At 61.4% G+C, this 14,997-nt stretch carries 15 protein-coding genes; 9 read left to right on the forward strand and 6 right to left on the reverse strand.

The window, feature by feature from the left end; all coding sequences use genetic code 11:
• Window positions 1–2: 2 nt before the first annotated feature.
• The 4 genes from L6D63_RS08255 to L6D63_RS08270 form a co-directional block, all read right to left on the reverse strand.
• Window positions 3–719, reverse strand: a complete 717-nt coding sequence (locus L6D63_RS08255) for an alpha/beta hydrolase (RefSeq protein ID WP_095668868.1) — start codon at window positions 717–719, stop codon at window positions 3–5.
• 175 nt (window positions 720–894) lie between these two features.
• The gene (locus tag L6D63_RS08260; RefSeq protein ID WP_131671259.1) at window positions 895–2,007 is read right to left on the reverse strand and encodes a M14 family metallopeptidase; all 1,113 of its coding nucleotides are present in this window, start codon (window positions 2,005–2,007) and stop codon (window positions 895–897) included.
• A gap of 211 nt (window positions 2,008–2,218) precedes the next feature.
• Window positions 2,219–2,998, reverse strand: a complete 780-nt coding sequence (locus L6D63_RS08265; RefSeq protein WP_047293409.1) for an ABC transporter substrate-binding protein — start codon at window positions 2,996–2,998, stop codon at window positions 2,219–2,221.
• A gap of 318 nt (window positions 2,999–3,316) precedes the next feature.
• Window positions 3,317–3,745 (reverse strand): rhodanese-like domain-containing protein, encoded by a 429-nt coding sequence (locus L6D63_RS08270; RefSeq protein WP_047293407.1) that lies wholly within the window; start codon window positions 3,743–3,745, stop codon window positions 3,317–3,319.
• A gap of 102 nt (window positions 3,746–3,847) precedes the next feature.
• On the opposite strand from L6D63_RS08270, the gene ftrA reads away from it, so the two are divergent.
• On the forward strand, window positions 3,848–4,822 hold the full coding sequence (gene ftrA / locus L6D63_RS08275) for a transcriptional regulator FtrA (protein WP_131671258.1): 975 nt from the start codon (window positions 3,848–3,850) through the stop codon (window positions 4,820–4,822).
• 132 nt (window positions 4,823–4,954) lie between these two features.
• Here the strand turns inward: ftrA and cobF are convergent, their stop codons facing one another.
• Window positions 4,955–5,710, reverse strand: coding sequence for a precorrin-6A synthase (deacetylating) (cobF, locus tag L6D63_RS08280; RefSeq protein WP_047293404.1), 756 nt, complete (start codon window positions 5,708–5,710; stop codon window positions 4,955–4,957).
• A complete protein-coding gene (locus L6D63_RS08285) occupies window positions 5,710–6,300 on the reverse strand; it encodes a histidine phosphatase family protein (RefSeq protein WP_183082852.1) in 591 nt (196 codons plus the stop codon). The genes cobF and L6D63_RS08285 overlap by 1 nt, the downstream gene beginning before the upstream one ends.
• A 310-nt stretch (window positions 6,301–6,610) precedes the next feature.
• Here L6D63_RS08285 and L6D63_RS08290 point away from each other — a divergent pair, with 310 nt between their 5' ends.
• The 8 genes from L6D63_RS08290 to L6D63_RS08325 all read left to right on the forward strand — a co-directional run bounded on the left by L6D63_RS08290 (window position 6,611) and on the right by L6D63_RS08325 (window position 14,898).
• Window positions 6,611–7,465, forward strand: a complete 855-nt coding sequence (locus tag L6D63_RS08290; protein ID WP_095668866.1) for a MurR/RpiR family transcriptional regulator — start codon at window positions 6,611–6,613, stop codon at window positions 7,463–7,465.
• A 2-nt stretch (window positions 7,466–7,467) separates the two neighbouring features.
• The gene (locus L6D63_RS08295) at window positions 7,468–8,112 is read left to right on the forward strand and encodes a cysteine hydrolase family protein (protein ID WP_131671257.1); all 645 of its coding nucleotides are present in this window, start codon (window positions 7,468–7,470) and stop codon (window positions 8,110–8,112) included.
• The gene (locus L6D63_RS08300) at window positions 8,109–9,440 is read left to right on the forward strand and encodes a type I glutamate--ammonia ligase (protein ID WP_047293398.1); all 1,332 of its coding nucleotides are present in this window, start codon (window positions 8,109–8,111) and stop codon (window positions 9,438–9,440) included. The genes L6D63_RS08295 and L6D63_RS08300 overlap by 4 nt, the downstream gene beginning before the upstream one ends.
• Window positions 9,424–10,176: an N-formylglutamate amidohydrolase gene (locus tag L6D63_RS08305; RefSeq protein WP_121186140.1), complete on the forward strand. Its 753-nt coding sequence runs from the start codon at window positions 9,424–9,426 to the stop codon at window positions 10,174–10,176. Before L6D63_RS08300 ends, L6D63_RS08305 begins: the two co-directional genes overlap by 17 nt.
• Before the next feature lie 85 nt (window positions 10,177–10,261).
• Complete coding sequence (locus L6D63_RS08310; RefSeq protein ID WP_131671256.1) at window positions 10,262–11,611, forward strand: APC family permease; 1,350 nt, start codon at window positions 10,262–10,264, stop codon at window positions 11,609–11,611.
• Window positions 11,612–11,730: 119 nt separating this feature from the next.
• Window positions 11,731–12,747, forward strand: a complete 1,017-nt coding sequence (locus L6D63_RS08315) for an arginine N-succinyltransferase (protein WP_047293392.1) — start codon at window positions 11,731–11,733, stop codon at window positions 12,745–12,747.
• 61 nt (window positions 12,748–12,808) lie between these two features.
• Complete coding sequence (astA, locus tag L6D63_RS08320) at window positions 12,809–13,843, forward strand: arginine N-succinyltransferase (protein WP_041074151.1); 1,035 nt, start codon at window positions 12,809–12,811, stop codon at window positions 13,841–13,843.
• 185 nt (window positions 13,844–14,028) lie between these two features.
• A complete protein-coding gene (locus tag L6D63_RS08325) occupies window positions 14,029–14,898 on the forward strand; it encodes an isocitrate lyase/PEP mutase family protein (RefSeq protein WP_007968750.1) in 870 nt (289 codons plus the stop codon).
• Window positions 14,899–14,997: the final 99 nt, after the last annotated feature.

Consider the following 14,997-nt stretch of genomic DNA (forward strand, 5'->3'; position numbering starts at 1 on the left):
CGTCACGGGTTGAGCTGCTGCAGCCAGGCGTTCAAGTCACGCAGCTCGGCCGCGCTGATGCTGTGGCCGACGCCGGGATAGGCGTGAAACTCGGGCTTATAGGCGAGTTTCTGCAGCAGCGTATTGGCCTCGGTGCCGTCGCGGTACGGCACTCGATCATCGGCGGTGCCATGGCCGATGAAGATGTGCAGCGGCAGCGGTGGCTGCTCGGCTTTTAGTTCGGTTTTCAACACCGGCAACAGCCGTCCGCTCAACGCCGCAATCCCGCCGACCGCCACCGGCGGACGCAAGCCCACTTCGTAGGTCATCATCGCGCCCTGACTGAAACCGATCAGGTACACCTTGTCCGGGCTGGCGTGATATTTCTGCGCCGCCTGCGCGACAAACTCCCGCAACTTCTGGCCGCTGGCCTGCAGATCATCGGTCTCGCCGTTGTAAGCCCCTTCGCCTTTCTTGCGAAACCACTGGAAACGTCCTTCGCCCAACGCCAGCGGCGCCTGCACCGAGAGGTAGTTGTACTGCGCCGGCAGCTGAAATTTCATACCGATCAGATCGGCTTCGTTACTGCCGTAGCCGTGCAGGAATATCACCAGTGGTCGAGTGTTCGCGTCCGGGTGGACCTGTTCGATGTATTTCAGTGGCAAGTCGCTTTGCAGCGTGGTTTGCGCATGCACGGCGCTGGACGCCAGCAGGGTTAACAGGGCAAACGCCTTCAACATAGAGCCTTCCTTCACGGAGTGTCGGGTTCGGGGCAGCCTAACATTGTCTGAACACTGTGGTGTCGCGGATGCCGCCATCGCTGGCAAGCCAGCTCCCACAGTGATCGGTGGTGTTCACAAAACCTGTGGGAGCTGGCTTGCCAGCGATGAGGCCAGCAAAAACACCGAAGTTCTATCAGTCGTTGATCAACTTGCCCACCCGGATCGGTTCACGCCCCGCCACTTTGGCCTGCCAGATTCCCGGCTGGGTGTAACGCCCACGATCAATCGCAAACAGCACGCCGCTGGTGCCGGCGCGGACGGTGGTGAGGCGGTCATTCAACGGGTCCACCACCTCGAACAACGCATCGCCCTGCTCGACCCACTCCCCGGCATTACGCAGGAAACTGACCACGCCGTGGTGCGGCGCGAACAGGTATTCGGTGCCTTCGAACGGCATGCCTTCGCAGCAGTCGCTCGGGGCCGCCGGCCATTCGCCGCTGATGAACCCCTGCTCGGCGAGAAAGCCGAGTATCGCTTCGCAATTGGCCTGCGCCTGATCAACCCGGGTATCGCCCATACTGCCCAGTTCCAGGGTGGTGGCAAGGTTCGCCGGGGGAATCGCCGCGTTCGGAAACACCCGCGCCAGACGCAGCCACGGCGATGAGCACGACTCGTCGAACGAACTGCCGCCGGAGTCTTCACACAACAGCGCAACGCCGGCCTGCAGTCGCGCCGCCAGCGATTGCCAGCGCGGCCAGTGTTGCGGCAGCGCGTAGAGGTGAATCGCCGCCTCAAAATCGCAATGCAGATCCAGAGTGATGTCGGCGTCGCAGGCATGGCGCAGCAGCAAGCGGTGCAGAGCTTCCAGCTGCGAGGCTGGGGCCGGCAGTTCATCGAGCACCTGGCCCATGGTTTGCCGGATCAACGCTATGTTGGCCTCGGCATCGCTGCCCAGCCGCTCGCCGATGCGCGCCGCCACTGGCGCGCTGAGTTCGACAAACGCGCGGTTGAAATTCTTTCCGCTGCCCAGCTCGAAGCGGCCCATGTGGCTGCCTTGCAAATGCTGATCGAGCCCGATCGGGTTGGCCACCGGCACCAACTCGATCACCCCTTGCAGACGGCCCTGCTGTTCCAGCGCGTTGAGGCGTTGCTTGAGTTCCCACGCGGTGCGCATACCCGGCAGTTCGTCGGCGTGCAGACTGGCCTGGATGTAGACCTTGCGGCTGCCCGCGCCGTAACGGAAGACGCTGAGGGAACGTTCGCTGCCCAAGTGGCTCCAGGGCAGGACATGGTCGATGCGTTGCATGGGGAAACTCCTGCAGTCTGGTAGATCTGGATCGATGAGATCCCTGTGGGAGCGAGCTTGCTCGCGAATGCAATCTGACAGTCAATAAAGATGTTGAATGTTAAACCGCATTCGCGAGCAAGCTCGCTCCCACAGTGAATCTCTATCAGTAGAAAGAGAGCACAAAAAAAGTGGCCACCGCGCAAACGGGACCACTTTTTTCTACAGCGTATTAATGGCCGTACACGTCAAAGTCGAAGTACTTGTCCTGGACTTTCTTGTACTCGCCATTGGCGCGGATTTCGGTGATGGCCTTGTTGAATTTCTCGGCCAGCTCGGTATCGCCCTTGCGCACCGCAATGCCGGCGCCGCCACCGAAGTACTTGGCGTCTTCGTAAGTCGGGCCGACGAATTCGAAGCCTTTGCCGGCGTCGGTCTTCAGGAAACCGTCGCTGAGGTTGACCGAGTCGGCCAGCATCGCGTCGAGACGACCGGATTTCATATCCAGGTTGGCTTCCTGTTGCGAGCCGTAGCGCACCACTTCAAACCCGGCGTCCTTGGCGATGTCGGTGGCGTAGCGGTCGTGGGTACTGGCGCGCAGTACGCCGACTTTCTTGCCCTTGAGCTCGGTCAGCGGGTCTTTGACACCCGAGCCTTCCTTCATCACGAAGCGCGCCGGGGTGTGGTAGTACTTGATGGTGAAATCGACGTTCTTCTTGCGGTCGTCGGTGATGGTCATCGAGGACAGGATCGCGTCGATCTTCTTCACTTTGAGTGCCGGGATCAGGCCATCGAACTCCTGCTCGACCCACACGCATTTAACGTCCATCTGTTTGCACAGCGCATCGCCGATATCGACGTCGAACCCGGTGAGCTTGCCGTCAGCGGTTTTCATCGAGAATGGCGGGTAAGCGGCTTCGATCCCCAGACGAATCGGCTTGGCGTCTTCGGCGACAGCGGTCAGGGACAACATCGACAGTGCCAGGGCACCGAACATCACTAGCTTCTTCATTTATTACTCCTGTGTGCGGAGGCTTTTATTGGCAGCTTTCGATTGGCGTTCGGTCATGGCCATCAAGTAGCAAAAACCGAAGTGGACGGCAGTCTATGGCGGCGCGCACAGGGTAAATTGTGTTTAGGCGACAAATACTTACAGAACATCGGCGCACGCGTTGACCGGGATCAACCGTGCGCCGACATGGTGCAAAGGCTGTAGGACAAATCTTTGAAAATGACAAGATTCCTCCCCTGTAGGAGCTGCCGCAGGCTGCGATCTTTTGCTCTTGAAAGTCAAAAGATCGCAGCCTTCGGCAGCTCCTACAAAAGCATTTCAGCATTCGCAGGCGATGGGGGTTTTGGCGGGTTGTTCGACGCTCAGCGAAAAGCCCTCATCGAGCCAGCCGCACACGCCACCGATCATCTCCTTGACCGGATAACCCAGCGCCGCCAGTTTCACCGCTGCCTTGTTGGCGCCGTTGCAGTGCGGACCTGCGCAATAGACCACGAACAATGTGTCCTTGGCGTAAGTCGACAAGGCTTCGGGCGTCAACAACCGCGTCGGAATATTGATCGCGCCCGGTACATGACCGCGCTCGAACGCCAGCGGACCACGCACATCGACCAGGACAAAATCGACCTCACCAGCCTCCTGGCTGCTGAAGACGTCGGAACAATCGGTTTCATAGGTCAGACGATTGCTGAAATGCATCAGGGCAATCGCCGACGGCGCAGCAGGCATTTCGCGAACCAGGCTGGGCATGTTGTGGAGCTCCTGTATCAGTTGGGGTGTGAACAGACTTTATCGGGCCGTCACTTGGCGCTACAGTGGCGCGCAAGACACTCACTGGGAACTTTCCGCCAAATGCCTGATTCACCTGGATTGGTCGCGATTCTGGCCTACGACGGCCTCTGTACCTTCGAGTTCGGGATTGCCGTGGAAATCTTCGGCCTCGCCCGGCCGGAGTTCGATTTCCCGTGGTACGAGCACCGCATCGTCGCCGTCGACGCAGGGCCGATGCGCGCCATGGGCGGCATTCACGTCCTGGCCGACGGCGGCCTGGAGCTGCTGGCGCAGGCACGCACCATCATCATTCCCGGTTGGCGTGATCGCGAAGCCCCGGTGCCGCCGGCCCTGCTTGGCGCATTGCGTCAGGCCCACGCCCACGGTGCGCGGCTGCTATCGATCTGTTCAGGGGTGTTCGTGCTGGCCGCCAGCGGCTTGCTCGACGGCCACGGCGCGACCACCCACTGGCGCTACAGCGATGAACTGGCGCGGCGCTTCCCCGCGATTGCGGTGGATCCGGATATGCTGTACGTCGACTCGGGTCAGTTGATCACCTCGGCTGGCAGCGCCGCCGGGATTGATGCCTGTCTGCATCTGGTGGCCCGCGACTTTGGCACTCAGGTCGCCAATTCGGTGGCGCGGCGGCTGGTGATGTCGCCGCAACGCACCGGCGGCCAGGCGCAATTCATTCCCACGCCTGTCAGCCCGACGCCGCGCAACGATTTGTCACGGGTGATGCAGTGGGCTCGCGAGCGTCTGCACCAACCGCTGGAAGTGCGCGATCTGGCGAGCGAAGCGGCGATGAGCGAGCGCACGTTTCTGCGGCGATTCAGCGAGGCCAGCGGGCAATCGCCCAAGGCGTGGCTGCAACACGAACGCCTGGCGCGGGCGCGGGAACTGCTGGAAAGCACAGCACACAACAGCGAACAGATTGCCGAGCGCTGTGGTTACCGATCAGTGGAAAGTTTTCGCGTGGCATTTCGCAGCGTGGTCGGGGTGCCGCCGTCGGTGTATCGGGAGCGGTTTGGGCGTGGGGTCAAAGCGATATCCTGAGGTGAGTTTCCGGACGCCTTCGCTGGCAAGCCAGCTCCCACAGGTTTGGCGTCGTACACACAACTTATTTCAACCCGAAAACCTGTGGGAGCGGGCTTGCCCGCGATGAGGCCCGAACCGACACCCGACAATTCAGGGCTTGCGCAACAGATAGGTATCCATGATCCACCCATGCTCGGCCCGCGCCGCTTTGCGCGTGCGCTCGATCTGATCCGCAACATCCTCAAGCTTGCCGCTGATCAGAAGCTCATCCGGCGTGCCCAGGTAGGCCCCCCAGTAAATCTCGGTCTGCTGATCCTCAACATGGCGGTAGGAATCTTCAGCGTCGAGCATCACCACCAGGCTGTCCGTGTCACTCACCTGGCCCGCCGCCAGACGCCGGCCCGTGGTGATTTCGACAGACCGGCCAATGCTGTTCAACGGCACTTTATGCTGCGCGGCCAGTGCCTGAACGCTGGTAATCCCGGGGATCACTTCAAACTCGAACACACAGCGGCCTGACGCCAGAATCGCCTGCAGGATACGAATCGTGCTGTCGTACAGCGCCGGGTCGCCCCACACGAGGAAACCACCGCAGTCGTTGTCAGCCAATTCTTCATTGATCAGCCGCTCGAAGGTTTCCTGCTTTGCACGGTTCAGATCTTCGACCGCGCGGGTGTAGTCCACGTCGCCACGCTCACGCTCAGGGCTGTGAGCTTCGACGAAACGATAGGCAGGATCGGTGATGTAGCGCTCACAGATGTCGCGACGCAGATCGATCAGTTTGTCCTTGCGCGGGCCTTTGTCCATCAGAAAAAACACGTCTACCCGGTTGAGCGCTTTCACCGCCTGCAGGGTGATGTAGTCGGGGTTGCCGGCGCCGATGCCGATGACCAGCAGTCGTTTCATCACTGTGCTCCCACACGAACGCTACTCGGCAAGCGTAGCCGCCAGATCCCGTTGAACCGCAGTTCAACGACTGACAGCGGCTCAACATCAATCGCGTTGAACGCTACGCCCTGCACCACCTGCATCAATGCAGCCCGCACCACGAAAGGATGGGTGATGGCGACGATAGGACCCGGCACGCCTTGCAGGCTGGCCAGCCACGCCGCCACGCGTTCGCCCAATTGCGTCACCGACTCGCCGCCATGGGGTGCCGCCTGCGGATCACTGATCCATGCCTGCAAAGCCTCGGCCTCGCGCAGTTGCAGATCCTTGATCGCTTGTCCGTGCCAGCGCCCCATATCGCAATCGCGCAGCGCTTCGTCCACCTGCGGCGCCGCACCGAACCACTCGGCGGTCTGGCGCGTACGCAATTCCGGCCCGCACAGCAGATGGCGGGCGCTGGTGAATTGTGTGACCAATGCACCGAGCCCTGATGGCGGATTTTCAACAGGCTCGTTCGTAGGAAAACGCGACAATTTCTGTGCGACGGTTCGAGCGTGGCAGATCAAAGTCAAACAGGTGGATTGCACAGGGTTGCACTCGCTGAACATCGGTTGAATCGGCGGCAAACCGCCGGTTTTGCGGCAATTGTGCCGCAAAACCGGGCGGCCTGGGGGATCTCGCGAGCTAGGACGTTACCCCGGCGAGCGTACAAAAACGGCAATGTCTCACACACCAATAGGCAATGGACTACAAGGGTCGAGGACATCGGTGTAGCCCTTGTGACACAGCTCTTTGAGGTTATTTAAACAGTGAATTCCTACCGCAAAAAATTCACTAGACATGTAACCTGAGTTACATAAATACTGTTTTAACGGATTATGAAACAAATTCAACACCCCTCATCCAGCAGGAGCCCGGATGCCCCCTCTTAGAGACTTGATCACCGATCCCGGCCTGGAGCTGACGCCGTCGGAGCGCAAAGTGATTCGCGCCCTGCTCGACCAGTATCCACGCAATGGCCTGGGTCCGATGGCGCGTCTGGCCGAACACGCCGGCGTCAGCGATCCGACCATCGTGCGGCTGGTGAAGAAGCTCGGATTCGGCGGTTATGCCGAATTTCAGGACGCCCTGCTCAGCGACATGGACCACCGCCTGCGCTCGCCGCGCACCCTGTTGCAACCGCGTTCGCACCTGAACAAGGACGACGCCTGGGGCCATTATCTGGCCGATAGCCAACGCCTGCTGGTGGAAACCCAGGTTCTGACGCAGCCCGAAGACGTACGCATTCTGCTCGACTGGCTGCTCGATACGCGGCACCAGATCTACTGCTTCGGCGGACGTTTCAGCAGCCTGATGGCCAACTACCTGCTCAATCACCTGCGGCTGCTGCGCCCCGGCTGCTTTGCCCTGGAAGACAACGCGCAACTGCCCGACCGCCTGTTCGATCTGCAACGCCAGGACGTGGTGCTGCTGTTCGACTATCGCCGCTATCAGACCCAGGCCTTGCGCGTGGCCAGTGCTGCAAAAAGCCGCAACGCCCGGGTGGTGCTGTTCACCGACATCTATGCCTCACCGCTGCGTGAACTGGCCGACCTGATCATCAGCGCCCCGGTGGAATCGGCTTCGCCGTTCGACACCATGGTGCCAGCGCTGGCCCAGGTCGAAGCTCTGATTGCCTGCCTGACCCTGCGCAGCCCCGATCTGGCCGATCGCCTGGAAGGCATCGACGCCCTGCGCAACGAGTTCCACACCCACCTGCTGGAGGATAAATAAGGATGTTCAGTCTTCCCCACCGCTCACCGCGGGACTTGCCGTTTGTCACCGATCACACCGCGTTGCTGCTGGTGGACATGCAGCGTGCCTGGCTCGAACCGCAGTTCGATCCGCACCTGAACGGCCCGGACGCCGAGTATTTCCTGACCCGCACCCACATGCAGGTGGTGCCCAACCAGCGCCGCTTGCTCAGCGCCTTTCGCGAAGCGCGGCAGAACGTGCTGCACACCATTATCGAAAGCCTGACCGCTGACGGCCGCGACCGCTCGCTGGATCACAAACTGTCGGACATGCACCTGCCCAAGGGCAGTGAACAGGCGCGGATCATCGACGACCTGACGCCGGTGGAAAACGAGATCGTGTTACCGAAAACCTCGTCCGGGGTGTTCAACTCGACCAACATCGATTACGTGCTGCGCAACCTCGAAACCCGCCACCTGATCATCGCCGGCATTGTCACCGACCAGTGCGTCGACATGGCGGTGCGTGATGCCGCCGACCGCGGTTATCTGGTGACGCTGGTCGAAGACGCCTGCGCCACCTACACCCCGGCGCGACATGACGCCTGCCTGAATGCGATCAAGGGCTACTGCTGGATCAGCGACACCCAGACGGTGCTCGGCAGGTTGCAGGAGATGCGCCCATGAGCGAGCGCCTGACGCCGTTGCCGATGACCACCATCGTCACCACTGACTTGATCGGCATCACCCGTGGCCGTTCGTTTCCCACCGATCAGCTGGAGCATTATCAAGCGGCCGGGTGCGGCTGGGTGCCGGCCAACAGCGCACTGACGCCTCAGGACATCATCGCCTCGACCAACCCATGGGGCGCCTATGGTGATTTGCGGCTGATTCCCGATCTGGCCAGTCGCGTGACGGTCGGTAATGGCCCGGACGCCGCAGCACCGGCGCTGGACTTTATCCACGGCGACATCCGCGAGACCGATGGCCGGCCGTGGAGCGCTTGCCCGCGCACGCTGCTGCGCGATGAAATCGAACGTTATCGCGACGACCTCGGCCTGCAGGTCAACGCAGCGTTCGAACATGAATTCAACCTGCATGCCGGCTTCGCTGAACACCTGGCGTTTTCCCTCGAAGCCCAGCGTCAGGGCGCCGAGTTCGGCGGCTGGCTGCTCAGCGCCTTGCGTGCCGGTGGCGTCGAGCCAGAGATGTTTCTGCCGGAATACGGCAAGCATCAATACGAAATCACCTGCCGCCCGACCTGCGGCGTGGCAGCGGCGGATCGTGCGGTCAATGTGCGCGAGATCACCCGTGAAATCGCCCGGCAAATGGGCCTGGACGTCAGCTTCGCGCCGAAAACCAAGGCCGATGCGGTGTGCAACGGCGTGCACTTGCACGTCAGCCTGCTCGACCTGCAAGGTCTGCCGCTGCTCTATGACGCCGGCACCAGCAACGGTCTGTCGACCCTCGGCCAGCATTGGGCGGCGGGGATCCTGCATTATCTGCCAGCGCTGTGTGCATTCACCGCACCGACGCCGGTGTCGTACGAACGCCTGCAGCCGCATCACTGGAGCGCGTCCTACGCGTGTCTGGGGCAGCAGAACCGTGAGGCGGCGCTGCGCATTTGTCCGACCGTGAGCCTGGGCGGCAAATCGGTGGCGGCGCAGTACAACCTCGAATTCCGTGCCATGGACGCCACCGCTTCGCCGCACCTGGCGATGGCCGCGCTGCTGATCGCCGGACGGCTGGGCATCGAACAGCGTCTGGCGCTGAACGCGATCACTGACGAAATTCCCGATTCACTCAACGACGAGCAACGCAAGGCCCGGGGCATCGTTGCCCTGCCCGCCTCGCTGGCCCAGGCGCTGGATTGCCTGCGTGACAGTGCAGCCTTCAACCAATGGCTGCCCAAGCCGTTGCTCGACACTTACCACGCCCTTAAAACCGAGGAACTGGCGCTGACGGAACAGCTCTCGCCCGCTGACCTGTGTGAGCACTATGCACGCCTGTACTGAATCCGCCGAGCTGGGGTTGTATACCCGCCCGGTCTACAACCTGAGTCGTGAAGATTCATCGCATCCATTGATCCTGGTGTGTGAGCACGCCAGCCGCTACATCCCCGAAGCCCTGAACAACCTGGGCCTGGACGATGCAGCCGCGCGCGAGCACATCGCCTGGGACATCGGCGCCTTGCAACTGGCTGAAAAGCTTTCGCAGGTGCTCGGGGCGACACTGTTGAGCGCCAACTATTCACGGTTGCTGATCGACCTCAACCGGCCCCGGCATGCCCCCGACAGCATTCCGGCACAGAGCGAGATTTATCAGGTGCCCGGCAATCGCGAGCTGGACGAAGCCACTCGCGAGTACCGGCGCCAGACGCTGTTCAAACCGTTTCACGCCCGGCTGCAAACCCTGATCGACCAACGCGTCGCGCAGGGTCAAGCGGTACGGGTGGTGGGGATTCACAGCTTTACCCCGGTGTATTACGGCCAGCCGCGCCCGCTGGAAGTCGGCGTGTTGTTCGGCCAGGCCAGCGCCTACGCACAACGGCTGATCGACGGCCTCGGCCAGCACCCGTTGAAGGTCGCGGGCAACCAGCCGTACCGGATCGACCCGCTGGGTGACATGACCGTGCCGGTGCACGGCGATGCCCGTGGACTGGAGTCGGTGCTGATCGAGGTGCGCAACGATCTGCTGCGCAGCCCGGAAGCGGTTTCGCTGTGGGCCCAGCGCCTGGCACCGCTGCTGTAACGAATGCAAAGATTGATAACGCGGTAAACGATGGACCGACATAACAACGAAAAACGCCGGATAGGCTGACAAGGAGTTGCGCTTCATGGAAATAGAAGAGTTCGGCTACAAACAGGAGTTGAAACGTAGCCTGACACTGACCGATCTGGTGGTGTACGGAATGATCTTCATGATCCCCATCGCCCCGTTTGGCGTGTATGGCTACGTCAATGCCGAGGCGCCCGGGATGGTGCCGCTGGCCTACATCATCGGCATGGTGGCGATGCTGTTCACCGCGTTGAGCTATGGCAGCATGGCGCGGGCATTTCCGATTGCAGGTTCGGTCTACTCCTACGCGCAACGCGGCCTCAACCAACACGTCGGCTTTCTCGCCGGCTGGCTGATGCTGCTCGACTACCTGCTGATTCCGCCGCTGCTCTATGTCTACGCGGCGATGGCCCTGAACCATCTGTACCCGGACATTCCGAAAGTCGGCTTCATTCTGGCGTTCCTCGTCAGCGCGACGTTCGTCAACCTGCGCGGCATCACCTTCACCGCACGGATGAACATCATCTTCCTGCTGGCGCAATTGGTGGTGCTGGGGATATTCCTGTTCTACGCCTGGAATGCCCTGCACAACGGCGGCGGCAACGGCGAGCTGACCCTGGCGCCGCTGTATCACCCGGAAACATTCAACTTCGCCCTGCTGATGCAGGCGGTGTCGATTGCGGTACTGTCGTTTCTCGGCTTCGATGCGATCTCGACGCTCGCCGAAGAAATCAAGGGCGACCCGGGCAAAAGCGTCGGTCGGGCAGCGCTGATCACACTGCTGGTGATGGGCGCGATTTTCGTCGTACAGACCTGGATCGCCACCGACCTCGCTGCCGGCATGGGCTTCAAGTCCGCCGACACCGCGTTCTATGAAATCGCCGAAATCGCGGCGGGCAGCTGGCTGGCAACGCTGACCGGTGTGGCGACTGCTCTGGCCTGGGGGGTTGCCGTGGCAATCACCTCGCAAGCCGCGGTGTCGCGCCTGCTGTTCGGCATGGCCCGTGACGGCAAGTTGCCGAAAGTGCTGGCCAAGGTGCACCCGAAGCACAACACCCCGTACCTGAGCATTTATCTGGTGGCGCTGCTGTCGCTGGTGATCTGCTACCTGTTCATCAATTCGGTCGACACCCTGACCTCGCTGGTCAACTTCGGTGCCCTCAGCGGTTTCATGCTGCTGCACCTGACAGTGATCAACTACTACTGGCGTCAGCAGAAGTCCGGTCAGGTCGTGCGCCATCTGATCTGCCCGGTGATCGGCTTCATCATCGTCGCCGCCATCATGTACAACATGGGCGTCGATGCGCAGAAACTCGGCCTGATCTGGATCGCGCTGGGTCTGGTGTACCTGTTCTTCCTGAACAAGCTCGGCGCCAGCAGCGCGCTGCCTGACCCGAGTAACGGCTGACAAGAAAAAGAGCGGCGTCTGACAACAAGTCAGGCGACCGCCGCTTTAAAGCGTGGCAACCGACAGTGATAGTCAGGTTCGGTGCGGATCACCGGACCCTTTGATACAGGAGTGCATCCATGCTGGTCTTACGCCCAGTCGAGCCAACCGACCTGCCGCAATTGCAGCAACTGGCCCGCGACAGTCTGGTCGGCGTCACGTCGCTGCCGGACGACAGCGAACGCCTGCGTGAAAAAATCGCCGGTTCCTGCGCCTCGTTCGACCACGACATTCAGGCGCAAGGCCCGGAAAATTACTTCTTCGTGCTGGAGGACCTCGACACTCGGCGGCTGGTCGGCTGCTCGGAGATTCTCGCCACGGCCGGTTTCAACGAACCGTTCTACAGCCTGCGCAACCGCCACTTCACCAGCGCCTCGCGGGAATTGAACATCGAACACGGCGTGCCGGCGCTGTCGTTGTGTCACGACCTCAACGACCACACCCTGCTGCGCGGTTTTCACATCGACAATGCGCTGGTGCGCAGCGCTTTTTCCGAACTGCTGTCGCGGGCTCGGCTGCTGTTCATCGCCGCTCACGCATCCCGTTTCGCCGATGCGGTGATCACCGAAATCGTCGGCTACAGCGATGAGAATGGCCATTCACCGTTCTGGGATGCACTGGGCAAGCATTTCTTCGACCTGCCCTACGTCGAGGCCGAGCGCCTGTGCGGTCTGCAAAGCCGCACCTTTCTCGCCGAACTGATGCCGCAATACCCGATTTACGTGCCGATGCTGCCCCCGGAAGCACAGGCATGCATCGGCCGGATTCACCCGGACGGCCAGGAAGCGTTCGACATCCTTGAACGCGAAGGCTTTGAAACCAACAGCTACATCGACCTGTTCGACGCGGGCCCGACCCTGTATGCGCGCACCGCGAACATCCGTTCGATCGCCCGCAGCCAGACCGCCACCGTGCGCCAGCAAGCACAAATCGACGCTCGGGGACGCTATCTGGTGAGCAACGACGCCTTGCACGGTTTCCGGGCCATCGTCGCCGAACTGGATTACCAGCCCGATCAACCGCTGTCCCTTACGCCAGCCCTGTGCACGGCGCTGAAGGTCACCGATGGCAGCACGATCAGGCTGACAGCCCTGTGAACGGCGCCCAGTTGCACACCCAACGACAGTGCCCGAACAGGCGCGTACAAGGAGTTACCGCATGATCGTCCGTCCGGTCAAAGTCAGCGACCTGCCAGCGCTGATGACTCTGGTGCAGCAGGCCGGCCCCGGGTTCACCACCCTGCCGGCCAATGAAGACCGCCTCGCTCACCGGGTGCGCTGGGCGCAGCGTGCGTTCGCCGAGCAGGTGGAACGGGCTGACGCCGACTACCTGTTCGTGCTCGAAGACGACGACCTGCGCGTGGTGGGTGTCAGCGCCCTGACCGGCGCGGTTGGCCTGCGCGAGCCGTGGTACAACTACCGCGTCGGGTTGACCGTGAGTTCGTCAGCGGATCTGGGCATTTCCCGACAGATACCCACGCTGTTTCTCAATAATGAGCTGACCGGCCAGTCGGAGCTGTGCTCGCTGTTTCTCAGCCACGACCATCGTCATGGCAGCAACGGCCGGCTGCTGTCGTTGGGGCGCCTGCTGTTCGTGGCTGAATTTCCGCAGTTGTTTGGCGAGAAGATGATCGCCGAACTGCGTGGCAGTGCCGATGAACGCGGTTGTTCGCCGTTCTGGGACAGCCTGGGCCGGCACTTTTTCCAGATGGACTTCAGCCACGCCGACCACTTGTCGGGTCTGGGCAACAAGTCGTTCATCGCCGAACTGATGCCGCGCCAGCCGTTGTACACCTGCATGCTGACCGAACAGGCACAAGCGGCCATCGGCCAGCCACACCCCAATACCGAGCCGGCGCTGAAGATCCTGCGCGAGGAAGGCTTTGTACATAAGGGCTACATCGACATCTTCGACGGTGGCCCGGTGATCGAAGCGCCAATCGGCAGCATTCGTACCGTGCGCGACAGCCAGGCGCTGACCTTGAGCCTCGGCACGCCGGACGATCAGGCCCCCTTGTGGCTGATCCATAACCGTCGCCTGGAGAACTGCCGCATCACCGTGGCCCCCGGTCGTCTGGTCGGCAATACCCTGGTGGTCGACCGCCTGACCGCCAAGCGCCTGCAACTGCAGCCGGGCAATTCGGTCCGCGCCGTGCTGCTGCCCAGGCAACAGCAACACGCAGTCGCGGCCTGAACAACTGTCCTGACACTGGAAATCCGCTGATTGCAGATGAAACCTTTCAGCCTTTGCATCCGTGATCAACGCCTCACTCGCAAATTCGTCATGAATCTTGACCCATTCGCGTGATAGCCTTTTCATTCTTCGGCGTTGACACCTTTGCTCAAGCCGTTCCATTCCTTTGTATTGGTGGAACTCGTATGACCAGGCTTTCCCATCAAGATTTGCGCCGTAATTTCCGTCAATTGCTGGCTTCCGACACCTGCTACCACACGGCCTCGGTGTTCGACCCGATGTCCGCGCGCATCGCCGCAGACCTGGGTTTTGAAGTGGGGATCCTCGGCGGCTCCGTCGCCTCTTTGCAGGTGTTGGGCGCTCCCGACTTCGCCTTGATCACCCTCAGCGAGTTCGCTGAGCAGGCCACCCGCATCGGCCGCGTCGCTCAACTGCCCGTGATCGCCGACGCCGACCACGGCTACGGCAACGCCCTCAACGTGATGCGCACCATCGTTGAGCTGGAACGCGCCGGCGTCGCCGCACTGACCATCGAAGACACACTGCTGCCGGCACAATTCGGCCGTAAATCCACCGACCTGATCTCGGTTGCCGAAGGCGTCGGCAAGATCCGTGCAGCGCTGGAAGCCCGGGTCGATTCGGAAATGGCGATCATCGCCCGCACCAACGCCGGTATTCTGCCGAACCAGGAAATCATCAGCCGCACCAAGCAATACCAGGCCGCCGGTGCCGACGGCATCTGCATGGTCGGCGTGCAGGACTTCGATCAGCTAGAACAGATTGCCGAACACTTGACCGTGCCACTGATGCTGGTCACCTACGGCAACCCGGCGCTGCGCGACGACAAGCGTCTGGCCGAACTCGGTGTGCGCGTAACCATCGACGGTCACGGCGCGTACTTCGCGGCGATCAAGGCCACCTACGACAGCCTGCGTGAGCAACGACAGATCTTTACCCAGGCTTCGGACCTGAGTGCCACCGAACTGACGCACACCTACACCCAGCCAGAGGACTACATTCTCTGGGCGAAGGAATACATGAGCGTCAAGGAGTGATGTGATGACCGGGCTGACGCTATCGCTGGCAAGCCAGCTCCCACAGGTTATTTGGCCGACATGGATTTGTGGGCATCACCAAAGTCCGTGGGAGCTGGC

The sequence above is a fragment of the Pseudomonas parakoreensis genome, assembly GCF_021602155.1.
In the GTDB taxonomy this organism is placed as follows: Bacteria; Pseudomonadota; Gammaproteobacteria; order Pseudomonadales; family Pseudomonadaceae; genus Aquipseudomonas; species Aquipseudomonas parakoreensis.

Coding starts and splice junctions, on each gene's coding strand:
- ftrA (WP_131671258.1), top strand. CDS start 3,848: ATGCCTGATTCACCTGGATTGGTCGCGATTCTGGCCTACGACGGCCTC.
- astA (WP_041074151.1), top strand. CDS start 12,809: ATGATCGTCCGTCCGGTCAAAGTCAGCGACCTGCCAGCGCTGATGACT.
- L6D63_RS08265 (WP_047293409.1), bottom strand. CDS start 2,998: ATGAAGAAGCTAGTGATGTTCGGTGCCCTGGCACTGTCGATGTTGTCC.
- L6D63_RS08305 (WP_121186140.1), top strand. CDS start 9,424: ATGCACGCCTGTACTGAATCCGCCGAGCTGGGGTTGTATACCCGCCCG.
- L6D63_RS08295 (WP_131671257.1), top strand. CDS start 7,468: ATGTTCAGTCTTCCCCACCGCTCACCGCGGGACTTGCCGTTTGTCACC.
- L6D63_RS08260 (WP_131671259.1), bottom strand. CDS start 2,007: ATGCAACGCATCGACCATGTCCTGCCCTGGAGCCACTTGGGCAGCGAA.
- L6D63_RS08315 (WP_047293392.1), top strand. CDS start 11,731: ATGCTGGTCTTACGCCCAGTCGAGCCAACCGACCTGCCGCAATTGCAG.
- L6D63_RS08310 (WP_131671256.1), top strand. CDS start 10,262: ATGGAAATAGAAGAGTTCGGCTACAAACAGGAGTTGAAACGTAGCCTG.
- L6D63_RS08255 (WP_095668868.1), bottom strand. CDS start 719: ATGTTGAAGGCGTTTGCCCTGTTAACCCTGCTGGCGTCCAGCGCCGTG.
- L6D63_RS08300 (WP_047293398.1), top strand. CDS start 8,109: ATGAGCGAGCGCCTGACGCCGTTGCCGATGACCACCATCGTCACCACT.
- L6D63_RS08290 (WP_095668866.1), top strand. CDS start 6,611: ATGCCCCCTCTTAGAGACTTGATCACCGATCCCGGCCTGGAGCTGACG.
- L6D63_RS08270 (WP_047293407.1), bottom strand. CDS start 3,745: ATGCCCAGCCTGGTTCGCGAAATGCCTGCTGCGCCGTCGGCGATTGCC.
- L6D63_RS08285 (WP_183082852.1), bottom strand. CDS start 6,300: ATGTTCAGCGAGTGCAACCCTGTGCAATCCACCTGTTTGACTTTGATC.
- cobF (WP_047293404.1), bottom strand. CDS start 5,710: ATGAAACGACTGCTGGTCATCGGCATCGGCGCCGGCAACCCCGACTAC.
- L6D63_RS08325 (WP_007968750.1), top strand. CDS start 14,029: ATGACCAGGCTTTCCCATCAAGATTTGCGCCGTAATTTCCGTCAATTG.